This window comes from Paenarthrobacter sp. AB444, from assembly GCF_028736865.1.
Classification (GTDB): domain Bacteria; phylum Actinomycetota; class Actinomycetes; order Actinomycetales; family Micrococcaceae; genus Arthrobacter; species Arthrobacter nicotinovorans_B.
On record NZ_JAQZBY010000011.1, the window covers coordinates 16,932 to 32,497 of the forward strand.

The 15,566-nt window shown below is 64.2% G+C and carries 18 protein-coding genes and 1 pseudogene; 13 read left to right on the top strand and 6 right to left on the bottom strand.

Features of this window, described 5'->3' with window-relative positions; all coding sequences use genetic code 11:
- The first annotated feature begins 92 nt into the window (after positions 1-92).
- The 3 genes and pseudogenes from PQ627_RS14025 to PQ627_RS14035 all read left to right on the top strand — a co-directional run bounded on the left by PQ627_RS14025 (position 93) and on the right by PQ627_RS14035 (position 2,479).
- Positions 93-893 (top strand): DUF1206 domain-containing protein, encoded by an 801-nt coding sequence (locus PQ627_RS14025; RefSeq protein ID WP_274261976.1) that lies wholly within the window; start codon positions 93-95, stop codon positions 891-893.
- Positions 894-979: 86 nt separating this feature from the next.
- Positions 980-1,917 (top strand): annotated as a pseudogene (locus tag PQ627_RS14030) (SDR family oxidoreductase).
- Position 1,918: 1 nt separating this feature from the next.
- Entirely contained in the window at positions 1,919-2,479 is a 561-nt protein-coding gene (locus PQ627_RS14035; RefSeq protein WP_274261978.1) for a cysteine hydrolase family protein, read from the top strand.
- A 96-nt stretch (positions 2,480-2,575) separates the two neighbouring features.
- Here PQ627_RS14035 and PQ627_RS14040 read toward each other — a convergent pair whose 3' ends face one another.
- Together PQ627_RS14040 and PQ627_RS14045 are read right to left on the bottom strand one after the other, a co-directional pair.
- Entirely contained in the window at positions 2,576-2,836 is a 261-nt protein-coding gene (locus tag PQ627_RS14040; protein WP_262276453.1) for a hypothetical protein, read from the bottom strand.
- The gene (locus PQ627_RS14045) at positions 2,829-3,098 is read right to left on the bottom strand and encodes a GlsB/YeaQ/YmgE family stress response membrane protein (protein WP_262276452.1); all 270 of its coding nucleotides are present in this window, start codon (positions 3,096-3,098) and stop codon (positions 2,829-2,831) included. The genes PQ627_RS14040 and PQ627_RS14045 overlap by 8 nt, the downstream gene beginning before the upstream one ends.
- Before the next feature lie 208 nt (positions 3,099-3,306).
- On the opposite strand from PQ627_RS14045, the gene PQ627_RS14050 reads away from it, so the two are divergent.
- The gene (locus PQ627_RS14050) at positions 3,307-3,732 is read left to right on the top strand and encodes a hypothetical protein (protein WP_274261981.1); all 426 of its coding nucleotides are present in this window, start codon (positions 3,307-3,309) and stop codon (positions 3,730-3,732) included.
- Between the two features lie 64 nt (positions 3,733-3,796).
- On the opposite strand, the gene PQ627_RS14055 is transcribed toward PQ627_RS14050, so the two are convergent.
- Positions 3,797-4,501 (bottom strand): alpha/beta fold hydrolase, encoded by a 705-nt coding sequence (locus PQ627_RS14055; RefSeq protein WP_274261983.1) that lies wholly within the window; start codon positions 4,499-4,501, stop codon positions 3,797-3,799.
- A 157-nt stretch (positions 4,502-4,658) separates the two neighbouring features.
- Between PQ627_RS14055 and PQ627_RS14060 the strand changes: the two genes are divergently transcribed.
- The 7 genes from PQ627_RS14060 to PQ627_RS14090 all read left to right on the top strand — a co-directional run bounded on the left by PQ627_RS14060 (position 4,659) and on the right by PQ627_RS14090 (position 12,003).
- A complete protein-coding gene (locus PQ627_RS14060; protein ID WP_274261985.1) occupies positions 4,659-6,155 on the top strand; it encodes a fumarylacetoacetate hydrolase family protein in 1,497 nt (498 codons plus the stop codon).
- Positions 6,148-6,813 carry a GntR family transcriptional regulator gene (locus PQ627_RS14065; protein ID WP_274261987.1) on the top strand — a complete coding sequence of 222 codons (666 nt, stop codon included), beginning with the start codon at positions 6,148-6,150 and terminating at the stop codon, positions 6,811-6,813. Before PQ627_RS14060 ends, PQ627_RS14065 begins: the two co-directional genes overlap by 8 nt.
- Positions 6,814-6,897: 84 nt before the next feature.
- Complete coding sequence (gene hpaE, locus PQ627_RS14070) at positions 6,898-8,409, top strand: 5-carboxymethyl-2-hydroxymuconate semialdehyde dehydrogenase (RefSeq protein WP_274261989.1); 1,512 nt, start codon at positions 6,898-6,900, stop codon at positions 8,407-8,409.
- Positions 8,410-8,440: 31 nt separating this feature from the next.
- The gene (gene hpaD / locus PQ627_RS14075) at positions 8,441-9,529 is read left to right on the top strand and encodes a 3,4-dihydroxyphenylacetate 2,3-dioxygenase (RefSeq protein WP_144662072.1); all 1,089 of its coding nucleotides are present in this window, start codon (positions 8,441-8,443) and stop codon (positions 9,527-9,529) included.
- 3 nt (positions 9,530-9,532) lie between these two features.
- Positions 9,533-10,318 carry a 2-oxo-hept-4-ene-1,7-dioate hydratase gene (gene hpaH, locus PQ627_RS14080; protein ID WP_144662073.1) on the top strand — a complete coding sequence of 262 codons (786 nt, stop codon included), beginning with the start codon at positions 9,533-9,535 and terminating at the stop codon, positions 10,316-10,318.
- Positions 10,303-11,106 (top strand): HpcH/HpaI aldolase family protein, encoded by an 804-nt coding sequence (locus PQ627_RS14085; protein WP_274261991.1) that lies wholly within the window; start codon positions 10,303-10,305, stop codon positions 11,104-11,106. The genes hpaH and PQ627_RS14085 overlap by 16 nt, the downstream gene beginning before the upstream one ends.
- An 87-nt stretch (positions 11,107-11,193) precedes the next feature.
- Positions 11,194-12,003, top strand: coding sequence for an aldolase/citrate lyase family protein (locus PQ627_RS14090; RefSeq protein ID WP_274261993.1), 810 nt, complete (start codon positions 11,194-11,196; stop codon positions 12,001-12,003).
- Positions 12,004-12,016: 13 nt separating this feature from the next.
- On the opposite strand, the gene PQ627_RS14095 is transcribed toward PQ627_RS14090, so the two are convergent.
- Both PQ627_RS14095 and PQ627_RS14100 read right to left on the bottom strand, forming a co-directional pair.
- Positions 12,017-12,376 (bottom strand): nuclear transport factor 2 family protein, encoded by a 360-nt coding sequence (locus tag PQ627_RS14095; RefSeq protein ID WP_274261995.1) that lies wholly within the window; start codon positions 12,374-12,376, stop codon positions 12,017-12,019.
- 31 nt (positions 12,377-12,407) lie between these two features.
- A complete protein-coding gene (locus PQ627_RS14100; protein WP_274261998.1) occupies positions 12,408-12,908 on the bottom strand; it encodes a hypothetical protein in 501 nt (166 codons plus the stop codon).
- A gap of 286 nt (positions 12,909-13,194) precedes the next feature.
- Between PQ627_RS14100 and PQ627_RS14105 the strand changes: the two genes are divergently transcribed.
- Positions 13,195-14,403 carry an aspartate transaminase gene (locus tag PQ627_RS14105; protein WP_274262000.1) on the top strand — a complete coding sequence of 403 codons (1,209 nt, stop codon included), beginning with the start codon at positions 13,195-13,197 and terminating at the stop codon, positions 14,401-14,403.
- A gap of 22 nt (positions 14,404-14,425) precedes the next feature.
- Positions 14,426-15,100: a 4-carboxy-4-hydroxy-2-oxoadipate aldolase/oxaloacetate decarboxylase gene (locus tag PQ627_RS14110; protein WP_144662078.1), complete on the top strand. Its 675-nt coding sequence runs from the start codon at positions 14,426-14,428 to the stop codon at positions 15,098-15,100.
- A gap of 200 nt (positions 15,101-15,300) precedes the next feature.
- Here PQ627_RS14110 and PQ627_RS14115 read toward each other — a convergent pair whose 3' ends face one another.
- A complete protein-coding gene (locus PQ627_RS14115; RefSeq protein ID WP_144662079.1) occupies positions 15,301-15,522 on the bottom strand; it encodes a hypothetical protein in 222 nt (73 codons plus the stop codon).
- Positions 15,523-15,566: the final 44 nt, after the last annotated feature.

A 15,566-nucleotide genomic window follows, 5' to 3' on the forward strand; every position in this document is an offset into this window, starting at 1 on the left:
TGTCCGACGTCGTTAATGGTCGTGGCTTTCGCGTTACTCCGGTGGGACGATGGTGTCCACCGGAACTAAGGAGGCTTGTCATCAAAGAGGAGATGAGGAAGGCCGCTGACGTGGCCGAGGAAGCCTCAAACTCACGTACTTTCGAGATCATTGCGCGTGCAGGCTACGCCGTGAGCGGCCTGCTGCATGTGCTGATCGGGGTAATCGCGCTTCAACTGGCCTTCGGAGGCGGCGGCGAAGCCGACGTTTCGGGGGCGGTGGCCTCCCTGGCCAGCCAGCCCGTGGGACCTGTGCTTCTGTGGGCGTGCTTTGGCGCCTGCGCGGCGCTGGCGCTGTGGCAATTGGGGAACGCGATCATGGGGGAGCGGACCGCGAGCAAGAAACTCACCAAGAGGCTCTCAGCCGCGGGCCAGGCCCTCGTCTTCGCGGCGCTTGCGGCCACCATTGTCTCGTTCATCATGGGCAAGGGAAAGAACAGCCGGGAGTCCAGCACCGACTTCACGGCCACCCTCATGAGCGCTCCCATGGGTGTATTCCTGCTTGTCGCCATCGGTGTGGGGGTCGCCATCACGGGCATCTTCTTTGCCGTACGCGGCTTCCGGCAGACCTTCAAGCGTGACATCTCCTTGTCCTCGGAGGAAGCGGTCCGGAACTTTCAAGTCGGCGTGGGCATGGTGGGGTACATCGCCAAGGGCATCGCCCTGTTCCTGGTTGGCCTGCTGGTGGTTATCGCCGCCGTGCGTGCCCAGCCGCAGCAATCAACGGGGCTGGACGGGAGCCTGAAGGCCCTGCGGGAACAGCCGTACGGACCGTACCTGCTGGCCGCCGTCGCCGTGGGGCTGATTGCCTACGGACTCTTCCTGATAGTCAAGGCAAAGTCCCTTCGGACCTGACGCTGCGTGGCCCACCTGCCGTTTGGGCGCCCGGGGCGCTGGGTACAGGGCTAACGAACCGTGCAGGCCATCTGAAGGGCAGAACCATGACACATGACGATCCGCAACGGAACGACCAGCCGCAACCGGCCGGGCACCAGCTGGCCTCCGCGCCCTCCGACCCGCGCAAGGGTTACTACTCGGAGGAATTCCCCCAGCAGGAGCAGCAGCAGCCGGGCCTTACCAAGCCCCTCGACCCGCAACCGGACCACGGGGAGAAAAGCTATGCAGGCCACGGCCGGCTGCAGGGGAAGACGGCACTGATTACCGGCGGCGACTCCGGCATCGGCGCCGCCGTGGCCATCGCATACGCCCGCGAGGGTGCCAACGTAGCCATCAGCTATACCTGCCGGAGGAGGAGGAAGACGCACAGTCGACGGCGGAATGGATCCGTGAGTGCGGGGCGCGGGTTCTCCTGTTGCCCGGTGATGCGCGGGATGAAGGCTTCGCGGCGGACATCGTGGAACGTACCGTGCAGGAACTCGGCGGCCTGAATATCGTGGTGCTGAATGCGGCTTACCAGAAGAACCGGGAAGGCCTGGAAACCATCCCGACCGAAGAGTTCGACCGCGTCTTCAAGACCAACCTGTACTCGCTCATCTGGACAGCCCAGGCCGCCATTCCCCATCTTCGGCCCGGAGCTTCCATCATCGTCACGGCCTCCATCCAGGCGTTCAACCCCTCGGCCCAGTTGGTGGACTATGCCATGACCAAAGCTGCGCAGGTGGCTTTCACCAAGGCCATGGCACAGGAGCTTGGGCCCAAGGGAATCCGAGTCAATGCTGTGGCGCCGGGTCCCATTTGGACTCCGTTGATTCCCGCCACCGAATGGCCTGACAAGTTGCCTTCCTTCGGGCAGGACACACCCTTGGGTCGGGCCGGCCAACCCGCGGAACTGGCTCCCGCCTATGTTCTGCTCGCGTCGGACGAGGGCTCTTACATCTCCGGTGCAGTGTTGCCCGTTACGGGTGGCAAGGGGCTTTGAGATGATCGCGGTCCTGGTCATCGACATGCAGAATGCCTACTTTGAGGACCCGTCCCTGGCCTCCCGCAGGAATGAAATCGTCGCTGCCTGCAATTCCCTGACCAGCGCCGCAGTGGATGCGGGCGGCAAAGTGCTGCTGGTGGGCACGGTGCATGAGCGGGATAAGTCCACCTGGAGCCTGAACATGCTCGAGGACGACCAAGGTTTCATTTTCAGGGGCAGTGAGCAGGCCGGATTCGTACATGGCCTGCTCACGGCGGACTTTCCGCGGCTGGTCAAAACCCGTGACAGCGCATTCTTCGGCACGGACCTGGCCATGCGGCTGGGAAACTGGGGAGTGGATACCGTGGTCCTGGCCGGAATCTCGGCCCACAACTGCATTGCCCAGACGGCTGCGGACGCGTTCGCCCACAACCTCAAAGTGATCTATGCGGCCGAAGCGATCGGTACGGAAAATGCGGAAGCTGCGGAAACGGTTCTCAGGGTGTTGACGCGTGAGTACCGGCAGAATGTGCTGCCACTTGAGGAAATCTATCCGCTGTTGGCGTCGGTCGCGTCGTAGCGCGGCCGCACCGTCCCGTACCGCCGGAACCCGGAGACTGCATCGGCAGTTCTCCGGGTTCCTGTGGTGATTCAGTTGTACAACGAACTCCGCGGACTACGGGCGGCTTGAGCCTGATGCTTCCTCGTCCGGTTCGGAGGAGAAAGGCCGGTCCGGCGGTGTGTCCTCGGTGTTCTTGTCGTCGAGTTCGGCATCCGCTGAAGGGACCGTCTTCTCGGCGTAGTCCCCCTCGGTGTAGTCCCCGCCGGCGTCGTCCTTCAGGGTTTCCGGCGACACTCCCGTGTCTCCGTAGTCGCCCTCGGTGTATTGGCCGTCAAGCTCTTCGCTGTTGGCGTCGCGGTTCTGGTGATCAGCCATGGGTAGCCCTGCGGTTGGTGATCAGGCCATAGATCAGCAGCACGATGATCGAGCCACCGATTGCGAGCAGCCAGGTTGTGAGCGAGAAGAATTCCTGCAGGCCTGTGTTGAAGATCAGGCCGCCGAGCCAGCCACCCAGGAGGGCGCCGACGACGCCCAGGATGAGGGTGACGAACCAACCACCACCCTGACGGCCGGGAAGGATAAGTTTTGCGATAGCTCCGGCCAAAAGACCGAGCAGAAGGAAACCAAAGAAACCCATTTTTGTTCCTGCTTTCTTGTCGTTGGACATCCTGCCGATTGGGTGTCGGTCCGGTACTTCATCTGCAACGCTAGCTGTTCCCAAAGCGAGTAGCAAGTAACCTGACTATTATCGGATGCATGCTGCCGCCGGGCCTGAACGTCCTCGTGACAGGTTCCGGCGCGCGGGATTAGGGTCGATAGCAAACACCTCGGAAGGAGTGGGTGGCGTGAAAGGGAAAGCATTGTTCGCCGTTGGCGTGGCTGTTGGCTACGTGTGGGGGTCGAAGTCCTGGCCGGAGGTATATCGGCGGATCCGCGGCGGCACTGAAAAGGTCATGCAGAATCCTGAGGTTAAGGAAAATGTCCATCAGGCTGCGGATGCGGTGCAGGAATCCGTTCCTGACATCCTGGACAACTTGTTTGCCGCAGGAAAGAAACTCCTGGAAAAGGCCGAGGCCGCGCTTCCAGGCATCCTGGATTCAAAGAACGGCCAGGATTCCAAGGACGGGGATGACCGTCCTGCGACGGTGTCCACCGTGAAGGGCGATGTCGTGTCCGATCCCGCCCATGCCGACATTACGGGCACCGATTGGACCAGTGAAGGCGGGGCTGCCCCCGAAGGCCCCGCAACCAACACGCCGCCAAAGGCGTGACGTAGGCCGACCGCGCGTGGTGCGTTCCGGCGTCGGGCATTAACGCTCGACGCCGGAACGCGCCCTACGCTGTACGGTCGACTGCCTTGAGGATCGCCTCGCCCAATTCGGCGGGTTTGGTGAACTGCGGCCAGTGTCCCGTGGGCAGATCCACGAGCTCCACGTCCTTGATGCGCGCCAGTTCCTCGGTGAAGGGGTGGCCGGCGTCCATCATCTCGTTGAGCATCGATGATGGGAACTCGCAGGCGATGACCGTAGCCGGAACGTCGTAGCGCCGGACATCATGGAGGTGCTGCTGGTCGTAGGCGACCCCTCTGGGCTCGGGGATGGCGCGGGCGCGGAATTTTTCCCGCAGCTCCTCCGTCAGGTCCACGAGGTCCGCTTCCTCGAATCCCTCCCATGGCGGCAGCGGGATGTCATCGCCGTCGTCGGGCAGTTCGTCGTTGATCACGCCACCTTCACCCAGCGGCCCGCTGTCCACGTAGACCGCACGGGCAATCCGATCAGGCCGTGAATCAACCACGCCATGGATGATGGCGCCGCCACCGGAGTGGCCCACCAGGACCACCTTGCCCTCCAGCGAATCGACCTTTTCAATGACGGCGTCGATATGCGTCCGGAGGCCTATCCCCGCGCGCGGGCGCTCCCGTGCTTCAAGTCCGGGAAGAGTCAGCGGGTGAACCGCGTGTCCCGCCTTCTCCAGGGCCGGCGTCACCTCCTCCCATGACGAAGCGTCCAACCAGAAACCAGGTACCAGGATGATGTCCATGCCGGTACCCTACGGGAGCCCCCTGACAAGATGAACCCCTTTGAGTGGGAAGAAGGGGTTGACGGGCGCCACTTTCCGGGTCATAGTTTTCGTATACGATTTCGTACTCGATAGCTGGATGATCAGATATCGGAGTCTATTCAGGAGGGAGCGGCTCGTGACAGTGGAGTTCCGACCGCAGGAGCTTGGCCAGGACGTGCTGGACCGGACGCGCAAGGTTATTGCTGTCCATATCAACTACCCCAGCCGGGCCGCCCAGCGTGGGCGGACTCCCGCGCAGCCTTCGTACTTCCTGAAGCCGTCGTCCTCCCTTGCGCTGGGTTCGGCTGCGGCTCCGGGCACGGTTGAACGTCCTGCAGGCTGCGAGTTGCTCGGTTATGAGGGCGAGATCGCGCTGGTCATCGGCAAGGCAGCCCGGCGGGTTGGGTTGGAAGATGCTTGGAGCCATGTCCAGTGGGTGACAGCTTCGAACGATCTTGGGGTTTACGACCTCCGCTACGCCGACAAGGGCTCAAACGTCCGGTCCAAAGGCGGCGACGGCTTCACTCCCGTTGGCCCGGTATTGATCCCTGCCGACGCCGTCGACCCAACGCAACTGCGCATCCGCACCTGGCACAACGGCGAGCTGGTCCAGGATGACACCACCGAAGACCTGCTCTTCCCCTTCGCCCGGCTCGTCGCGGACCTGTCTCAACTCCTCACCCTGGAAGAGGGCGACATCATCCTCACCGGCACTCCCGCCGGCGCGTCCGTCGCCAAGCCGGGGGACGTCGTCGAAATCGAAGTCACCGGCGGTAATTTCAGCACCGGCCGCCTCACCACCAAAGTGACGGAAGGTACGACGCCGTTCGCGGACTTTGGTGCCCAACCCAAGACCGATGACACTCAGCGCGAAGAGGCCTACGGTTCGCGGGAAGCCGCCGGACTGGCGTCGGCGTCGGTTGGTCTGTCGCCTGAGCTGAAGGCCAAGCTCGAATCCGTCGCCACGGCAACCTTGTCCTCCCAGCTCCGCAAGCGCGGGCTGAACAACGTCAGTATCGACGGCCTGCAGGCCACCCGCCCCGACCGCAAGGTGGTGGGCCTGGCCCGGACCCTGCGCTACGTGCCCAACCGTGAGGACCTCTTCAAGACCCACGGCGGCGGGTTCAACGCCCAGAAGAGAGCCATTGACTCGGTGAACGAGGGCGAAATCCTGGTCATGGAAGCCCGCGGCGAGAAGGGGACTGGCACGGTGGGTGACATCCTGGCCCTGCGCGCCCAGGTCCGCGGTGCCGCGGCCATCATCACTGACGGCGGCGTCCGCGACTACTCCACTGTGGCAGACCTGGAAATGCCCACCTACTTCGCCAACCCGCACCCTGCAGTGCTCGGTCGGCGGCACATTCCCTGGGACACCGACATCACCATCGCCTGCGGGGGCGCCACCGTGCAGCCCGGCGACATCATCGTGGCCGACTCCGACGGCATCCTGGTCATTCCGCCGGCACTCGCCGAGGAGTTGGTGGAGGACTGCATCGCCCAGGAGAAGGAAGAGATGTTCATCTTCCAGATGGTCCAGGAGGGCCACAGCGTCGATGGGCTGTACCCGATGAACGCCGAATGGCAGGCCCGCTACAAGGCCTGGGAAGCCACGGAAGGAGCCTACGGTGACTGAAACCGCCGTCGGGAGCGTCGCCCAAAGCAAGTCCCAGCAGGCCTATGACGCCGTCAAGGCACGGATCGTCGAGGGCACCTACACGCCGGGGTACCGGCTGGTGCTCGCCAAGATCGCCGAGGACCTGGGCTTCAGCGTTGTTCCCGTCCGCGAAGCCATCCGCCGTCTTGAGGCCGAAGGGCTGGTGAAGTTCGAACGCAACGTCGGAGCCACCGTTTCCGGGATCGACCCTACCGAGTACCTCTACACGATGCAGACACTGAGCATCGTCGAGGGCGCGGCCACGGCGTTGTCGGCGCCGCTGATCGGCCCCGCCACCATTGCGCGGGCGCGGGCCGTGAACGCCGAGATGCGGGAGTGCCTGGAGCACTTCGATCCCGTGCGTTTCACTGCCTTGAACCAGGACTTCCACAGCGTCCTCTTTGAACACTGCCCCAATCCGCACATCCTGGACCTCGTGCACCGGGGCTGGAACCGGCTGGCGTCACTGCGCTCGTCCACGTTCCGCTTCGTCCCCGGCCGCGCCCAGGAATCCGTGCGCGAACACGAGGCGCTGCTCCAGCTCATCGAGTCCGGAGCCGACGCCGACACCATCGAAAAAGCAGCCCGCCAACACCGCGCCGCTACCCTCGACGCCTACCTCGCAACCACCACTTAAAGCAACGCGGGGTCACTTATGGCCCATAAAACCACTCCGAAGGGGCCATAAGTGACCCCGCGTTGAAAGAAAAGGAAGACAACGATGACGACCTCCGTAGAAACCACCAAGCATTACGTCCCCGAGGATTTGCCCACGCAGATCCAGCACTACATCAACGGCGAGTTCGTTGACTCCGTATCCGGGAAGACCTTCGACGTCCTGGACCCGGTCTCCAACCAGAACTACGCCACCGCCGCTGCAGGCCAGAAGGAAGACATCGACCTCGCCGTTGCTGCGGCCCGGGAAGCGTTCGTCAACGGCCCTTGGCCGAAGATGAAGCCGCGCGAGCGTGCCCGGGTGCTGAACAAGATCGCCGACGCCGTCGAGGCGCAGGAAGCGCGCCTGGCCGAACTCGAGACGTTCGATACCGGCCTGCCGATCACCCAGGCCAAGGGCCAGGCCCTCCGCGCTGCCGAGAACTTCCGCTTCTTCGCCGACCTGATCGTCGCCCAGTTCGACGACGCCATGAAGGTCCCGGGCTCGCAGATCAACTACGTGAACCGCAAACCGATCGGCGTCGCCGGGCTGATTACCCCGTGGAACACCCCGTTCATGCTCGAGTCCTGGAAGCTGGCCCCCGCCCTGGCCACCGGCAACACCGTCGTCCTCAAGCCGGCCGAGTTCACCCCGCTCTCCGCCTCGCTCTGGGCCACGATCTTCAAGGACGCCGGCCTCCCCGACGGCGTGTTCAACCTGGTCAACGGCCTGGGTGAAGAAGCCGGCGATGCCCTGGTGAAGCACCCGGACGTTCCGCTGATCTCCTTCACGGGCGAGACCACCACCGGCCAGACCATCTTCCGCAACGCCGCAGCCAACCTCAAGGGACTGTCCATGGAACTCGGTGGCAAGTCCCCGTGCGTCGTGTTCGCGGACGCCGACCTGGATGCAGCGATCGACTCCGCTTTGTTCGGTGTCTTCTCGCTCAATGGCGAACGCTGCACGGCCGGTTCCCGCATCCTCGTCGAGCGCGCCATCTACGACGAATTCTGCGAAAAGTACGCCGCCCGCGCCAAGAACATCGTGGTGGGCGATCCCCACGACCCCAAGACCCAAGTTGGTGCGCTGGTCCACCCCGAGCACTACGCCAAGGTCGCTTCCTACGTGGAGATCGGCAAGTCCGAAGGTCGGCTGCTCGCCGGCGGCGGTCGACCCGACCACCTGCCTGAAGGCAATTACATCGCACCCACGGTGTTTGCCGACGTCGAACCTGACGCGCGGATCTTCCAGGAGGAGATCTTCGGTCCCGTCGTGGCCATCACGCCGTTCGAGAACGACGACGAAGCCCTCGCCTTGGCGAACAACACCAAGTACGGCCTGGCGGCCTACATCTGGACCCAGAACCTGACCCGGGCCCACAACTTCTCGCAGAACGTCGAGGCCGGCATGGTGTGGCTCAACAGCCACAACGTCCGCGACCTCCGCACCCCGTTCGGTGGTGTCAAGGCTTCCGGGCTGGGCCACGAGGGCGGCTACCGTTCGATCGACTTCTACACGGACCAGCAGGCCGTGCACATCACCCTCGGATCCGTCCACACGCCCAAGTTCGGCGCCTAACCCTCCCAGCTTTCAACGAAGAGAGACCATCATGAGCAACCTTTTCACCGGCCCCATCCCAACACCGAGTGTTCCGGCTCCGGACATCGTCCGCTGCGCCTACCTGGAACTTGTGGTCACCGACCTGGAGAAGTCCCGCGCGTTCTACGTGGACCTCCTCGGCCTGCACGTCACCGAAGAAGACGAGAACACCATCTACCTGCGCTCCTTCGAGGAGTTCATCCACCACAACCTGGTGCTCCGCAAGGGCCCGGTTGCCGCAGCCGCTGCCTTCGCGTACCGGGTGAAGTCCCCGGCCGAGGTCGACGCCGCCGAGGCCTACTACCGCGAACTCGGTTGCCGGGTGGAGCGCCGCAAGGAAGGCTTCACCAAGGGCGTGGGCGATTCCGTCCGGGTCGAGGACCCGCTGGGCTTCCCCTACGAGTTCTTCTACGATGTCGAACACGTCGAACGCCTCACCCAGCGCTACGACCTCTACTCCGCCGGTGAACTGGTCCGCCTGGACCACTTCAACCAGGTCACCCCGGACGTTCCCCGCGGCCGCAAGTACCTCGAGGACCTCGGCTTCCGCGTCTCCGAAGACATCAAGGACTCCGACGGCGTCACGTACGCCGCGTGGATGCACCGCAAGCAGACTGTGCACGACACTGCCCTGACCGGCGGCAACGGCCCGCGCCTGCACCACATCGCGTTCTCCACCCACGAGAAGCACAACATCATCCAGATCTGCGACAAGATGGGCGCCCTGCGCATCAGCGACCGCATCGAACGCGGCCCCGGACGCCACGGCGTGTCCAACGCGTTCTACCTCTACATCCTGGACCCCGACGGCCACCGCGTGGAGATCTACACCCAGGACTACTACACCGGCGATCCCGACAACCCCACCGTCACCTGGGACGTCCACGACAACCAGCGCCGCGACTGGTGGGGCAACCCGGTCGTCCCGTCCTGGTACACCGAGGCCTCCCTGGTCCTGGACCTCGACGGCAACCCGCAGCCGGTGATCGAGCGTGAAGACAAGTCCGAAATGGCCGTCACGGTCGGCGCCGACGGTTTCTCCTACACCCGCCCCGAAGGCACCGCGGCCGAGGGCTTTAAGTTGGGAGCGCAGGTCTAAGCCATGCTGGACGCGAAGACGATCGAAGCCATTGCCGACGAGCTCCTTGAAGCCCACCGGAACCGCAAACCGGTGCCGCGCCTGACCGCCCGCTACCCGGGCATGACGGTGGAGGACTCCTACGCCGTGCAGCAGTTGTGGCGCCAGCGGAACGAGGAAGCCGGACGCACGTTGGTGGGGCGGAAGATCGGCCTCACGTCCAAAGCCATGCAGGCCGCCACGGGCATCACGGAGCCGGACTATGGCGCGATTTTCGACGACATGGTCCTCGAAACCGGGTGCTCGGTGGACTGGGACCAGTACACGCACCCCCGGGTGGAGGTGGAGCTGGCCTTCGTGCTGAAGGAGGGGCTGAAGGGCCCCGGCTGTACGATCTTCGACGTCCTCAACGCCACCGACTACGTGGTTCCGGCCCTCGAGATCCTGGACTCCAGGATCGAAATGGAGGGCCGGACCATCGTGGACACGATCTCGGACAACGCCGCGATGGGTGCCATGGTCATCGGCGGGCGCCCGGTGAAACCGGATGCCGTGGACCTGCGCTGGGTCTCGGCGATCCTGTACAAAAACCAGACCGTCGAGGAGACCGGAGTTGCTGCGGGGGTCCTTGACCACCCGGCCAACGGCGTGCACTGGCTGGCCAACAAGATCGCTGCGCACGGGGACTCGATGAAGGCTGGCGACATCATCCTGGCCGGCTCCTTCACCAGGCCCCTGTGGGTTTACAAGGGCGACACCGTCCACGCCGACTACGGTCCTTTGGGAGTTGTCACATGCCACTTCAACTAGGCCCTACTTTCTACTCGGCCCTTGCTGCAGCAGGGAGGCCCCTGGCCGGCATGTGGGTGTGCTCCGGAAGCCCTCTTGTGGCGGAGATCTGCGCGGGTTCGGGCTTGGACTGGATCCTGGTGGACGCCGAACACAGCCCCAACGGTCTCGAATCGATCTTGGCCCAACTCCAGGCGATGTACGGCTACCCGGTCCAGGCCATGGTCCGGCCTCCGGTCAACGACACCGTGGTCATCAAGCAATACCTGGACCTCGGGGTGCAGAACCTGCTCATTCCCATGGTCAACTCGGCCTTCGAGGCGGCCGCGGCTGTCGCTGCCGTTCGCTACCCGCCGCACGGGGTGCGTGGGGTCGGTTCCGCGCTGGCGCGGGCATCGCGGTGGAACCGGGTCCCGGACTACCTTGCGACGGCGGGTGACACCGTCAGCGTCACCGTCCAGATCGAATCCACCGCCGCCGTCAACGCCGTCGAGGAGATCCTGACCGTCGACGGCCTGGACGGGATCTTCCTGGGCCCCTCGGACCTCGCCGCCTCGATGGGCCTGCTGGGACAGCAGGAGCATCCCGAGGTGAGGGCCGCCGTCGAACGCTGCATCCAGGCCGCCACGGCGGCCGGCAAGCCGGCGGGCGTCAACGCCTTCAACCCCGACACCGCCCGCGCCTATCTCGACGCCGGTGCCACCTTTGTGCTCGTCGGGGCCGACGTCGCCGTGCTCGCCAGGGCCTCCGAAGCGCTGGCAACCGCGTTCGTGCGGCCTGCGGAAGATGCCGTGAAACAGAGCTATTAGGGGCCGAGCCACGGTCTGTTTTGCCAGCCTGCAAAGGGGTACAACAGTGGTATCACCTTGCGGGTTTCGGACTACGGGAGCTGAGCGATGTCGATCCGTCCAGTGCCACATCCCACGTTCTATTCAGTGCTGGAAGCCGAGGAAAGACCGCTGGTGGGCATGTGGGTGTGCTCCGGTAGTCCGTTGGTCGCGGAGATCTGTGCGGGCTCGGGGCTGGACTGGCTGCTGATCGACGCCGAGCACAGTCCCAACGGCATCGAGTCGATCCTGGGCCAACTCCACAGTGTCAGCGGCTACCCGGTGCAGATCATGGTCCGGCCGCCGGTCAACGATCCTGTGGTCATCAAGCAGTACCTGGACCTCGGCGTGCAGAACCTCCTGGTGCCCATGGTCAACTCGGCGATGGAGGCCGAAGCCGCTGTGGCCGCTGTCCGGTATCCGCCCCTGGGTGTCCGCGGCGTTGGCTCGGCCTTGGCACGTGCCTCGCGGTGGAACCGCATCCCCGACTACCTTGCCCAAGCCGACGACACCGTGAGCGTCACCGTTCAAGTGGAATCCGAAGCGGCAGCCGCAGCTGTTGAGGAGATCCTTGCCGTCGACGGCGTCGATGGCATCTTCCTCGGACCGGCCGACCTCGCCGCCTCCATGGGCCTGCTGGGACAGCACGAGAATCCTTTGGTTCGCGCCGTCGTCGAGCATTGCCTCGCTGCCGCGAGCGCCGCCGGCAAACCCGCGGGCGTCAACGCCTTCAACGAGGAGATTGCCCGCGCGTATCTCGACGCCGGTGCGGCCTTTGCGTTGGTGGGTGCGGACGTGGTGGTGCTGGCGCGGGCTTCGGAGGCTTTCGCGGAGAAGTTCATTCCGGTGTCGGAGAAGGCGGAGCGGGAGAGCTACTGATCCTCCGATAGGACTATTTCCGGGCCATGTACCACTCCGTGAATTCGCGGGCCCGGCCGTCCTCGGCGAAGCGGATGACCCAGAGGTTGTCATATGTGGGCTGGCCGTTGAGGTACGTCGTCAAACCCTGCACGAACGCGGTGTCCCCATCCCTGCCCAGGAGCGTCCACTCGAAGGTCCAGTCCTCGGGTTTATCGGAGGAGTCGCCGGACCATTCCTTCACGATCTCCTCGTGCCCGTGCCACGCATCGGGATCGTCCGGCCGGGTGTTGTAGACGGCGTCCTCGGTGAATAAGGCGCGAATGTCCTCGGCTTGGTTTGAGGTCCACGCGCGTTCGTAGTTGTCCATCCAGGCGTTCACGTCGTTGGTCATGTACCCGTTCTACCGTGCGCTGGGCATGGGTTCAACGGTGGCTGCGGCTTGCATGGCGGATGTGTTCCGGGGTGAGGCCGGTCAGGGACGCGAGCTCCAAGTCATCGCAGACCTGTGCCCGCAGGGCCATTGCGATAAGGGCTTCCCGGCGTTCGGTGATCCGCCCGCGACGCTGTTCCGCGGCCTTCAGCTCATCGCTTTTGGCCTTCAACGCCTCCAGCTGTGCCTGCCGTGGGAGCCCGCTCAGGTGGAGATCGTCATAAGCCAAAGCGATGGTTCGTACAGTGCGAAGGTTTTCGCCGGTGACGGCTGAGATAGTGGCCAGCGTCAGCCCGTCTTCCACGGCCTGGGCGATCAGGTCGTTCCTTGCCGCGGTCAAGGTCCTGATGGAGCTGGCTGCATGGGTGAGGAGCTGGCGATGAACGCCCAACGCGTGGACCAGCCTGGCGTGCTCTCCATCCGGGTTTGTGGCTGGACGGGCAGGGGAGTTGGCCCGGTACGCGTACCGTCCAGTGGCTGACCGGGTTTGCATTGACTCCCTTTCGGTTCGGATGAGCGCTGCTGTTCACTCGAATCTAGGCATCGTTCATCCACGCATGGAAATACCAATACCCGGTGAACCCATAAGAAAAGCGCATGGATGGTCCTCCAAAAGCCCTCGGGCAGGGCCTATCCCCGGCGAGCTGGGCCCACGTCATAGGACCCCCTTATGGATCCACGCACATTAGGTCTTATCCAGAGCGCCCTCGGCCTCCTTAGTCTCGAACAAAGGGATCCGCGAATCCGCGCGTCCCGAGTTCCACATTCCTGGAGGAGACATGTCCGAGTTCCTGCCGGCGTCGAGGGTTACCCGCATCAAAGCCTCAGCCAGCGTCGCCGCTGCCGCCCGTGTCCGCGAACTGAAAGCTGAAGGCGTCCGGATCATCGACCTCACTGTCGGAGAGCCGGACTTCGACACCCCGGACCACATCAAGGCAGCGGCCGTCGAGGCGATCACAGCCGGCGAGACCAAGTACACCTCGGTAACCGGCACCCCCGATCTGCAAGGCGCGATCCTCAACAAGATCGAGCGCGACACCGGCCACGTTTATGGGGCCGCGCAGCTGACCATCGGTGGCGGTGCCAAGCAGGTCCTCTACGTGGCGCTGATGGCCTCGCTCAATGAAGGCGATGAAGTCATTGTCCCGGCTCCGTACTGGGTGTCGTACCCGGACATGGTCCTGGCGAACGACGGCACTCCGGTGATCGTCCCGTGCGGTGAGGAAACCGGCTTCAAGCTCACCCCCGAGGCTCTCAAGCAGGCCATCACCTCCAAAACCAAGTGGCTGATCCTCAACGCGCCGTCCAACCCGACCGGTGCCGTGTACTCCCGCGAGGAACTTCAGGCCCTCAGCGAGGTGCTTGAAGAACACCCCCACGTCTTTGTCCTCACCGACGAGATCTACGACGAGGTGTACTTCGGCGAAGGCCGCGTCACCAGCCTGGTCACCGCAGCTCCTGCACTGAAGGACCGGATCCTGCTGGTCAACGGAGTATCCAAGGCGTACGCCATGACGGGTTGGCGCCTGGGCTACGGCGTCGGACCGGCCCCGTTGATCGCAGCCATGAACAAGCTGCAGTCGCAAACCTCCTCTTGCCCGTCGTCGATCAGCCAGGCAGCCGCAGCCGCCGCGCTGAACGGCGACCAGTCCTTCGTCCGCGACAGCGTGGAGGTCTACCGCAAGCGCCGGGATGCCGCCGTCGAGGGTCTGAACTCCATTGCCGGACTGTCCGTCGCACCCGCCGAGGGCGCGTTCTACGCCTACGTGAACTGCGCCGGCGTCATCGGCAAGACCGCTCCCGACGGCCGCGTCATCGAAAACGATCAAGACTTCACGCTGTACCTGCTGGACGCAGCGCGCGTCGCAGTCATCCAGGGTTCGGCCTACGGCCTGGGCCCGTACTTCAGGATCTCCTTCGCAACCTCGCTGGAGACCATCAACGCGGGTGTGGATTCCATTCGCGATGCCGTCAACGCCCTCTCCTAAGCCCTCACAGAAGGAACCAGAAATGATCCACGTCAAGACCAAATTCGAGCGCCCCGACGCCGACGTCGTCGCACGCCTCGCTGCCTTTTCCTCCGCCACCATCCACGAGGCCCAGGGCCGTCGGGGTGCGCTGAGCTCCAGGATCAAGCCCATCGACCGCTCCATGTCCTTCTGTGGGCCGGCCGTCACCGTGGCCTGTGCCCCGCAGGACAACCTCATGCTCCAGGTCGCCATCCATTACGCACAGGCCGGCGACGTCGTCCTGGTCGGTGCGCAGGAAATGGCCGAGGCCGGCACGTTCGGCGACGTCCTGGGCAACGCCATGAAGGCCAAGGGGATCGCGGCCATGGTCACCGACTCCGGCGTCCGCGACACCCAGGACCTGATCGAACTCGGCCTGCCCGTTTTCTCCGGCAGTGTCAGCATCAAGGGCACCGTCAAGGAAACCCTCGGTCCGATCAACCACCCCATCGTTTTCGGCGACGAAATCATCTACCCGGGCGACATCCTCCGCGGCGACGCTGACGGCGTCGTCGTGGTCCGCCGCGAAGAGGCTGAGGAAGTCATTGCGCTCTCCCAGGCCCGCGACGACCACGAGCGCGAACTCATCAAGCTCTACCACGACGGCGGCAACACCATCGAGCTCTGCGGCCTGACGGAGAAGCTGAAGGAGAAGGGCCTGCTTGTGGAGGACTAGTTCAGCCCAGCTGAGGGCCGGCCGTCCGTCTGGGAAAGACGTGCGGCCGGCCTTTTGGCGTGGCTCCGGGTACAGAAAAGCGCCTTGCCTCGTGCGGTTGCTACGAGGGCAGGGCGCCTTGTGGGTACTGCGGCTGGGATGGAGGTACGACGGCGGAGGGCCGGGTTGCGTGGTCCTCTCGCCGCAGGAGGGGGTGCGGTTCAGTCGAGGCCGGAGTGCCCGGGGCGGGTATCCACCAGGTGCCACTCGATGCTGTTCCCGGAGTGTGCCGGCATCAGGGATCCTTCAAACACGAACAGTGGTTCACCAATGCCGCCGACCGGACGCCAAAAGCCGTTTCGGGGGCAGTGAAAGCCGGTACGTGCGCTGACCGTTCCACGGGTTGGATTCGATACCCATCCGGAAGTGCTGATCTTTTTCACCGTTCTATCCTTTGAACAGGCCCGCGGTGTTCCGTGGGCTGTAA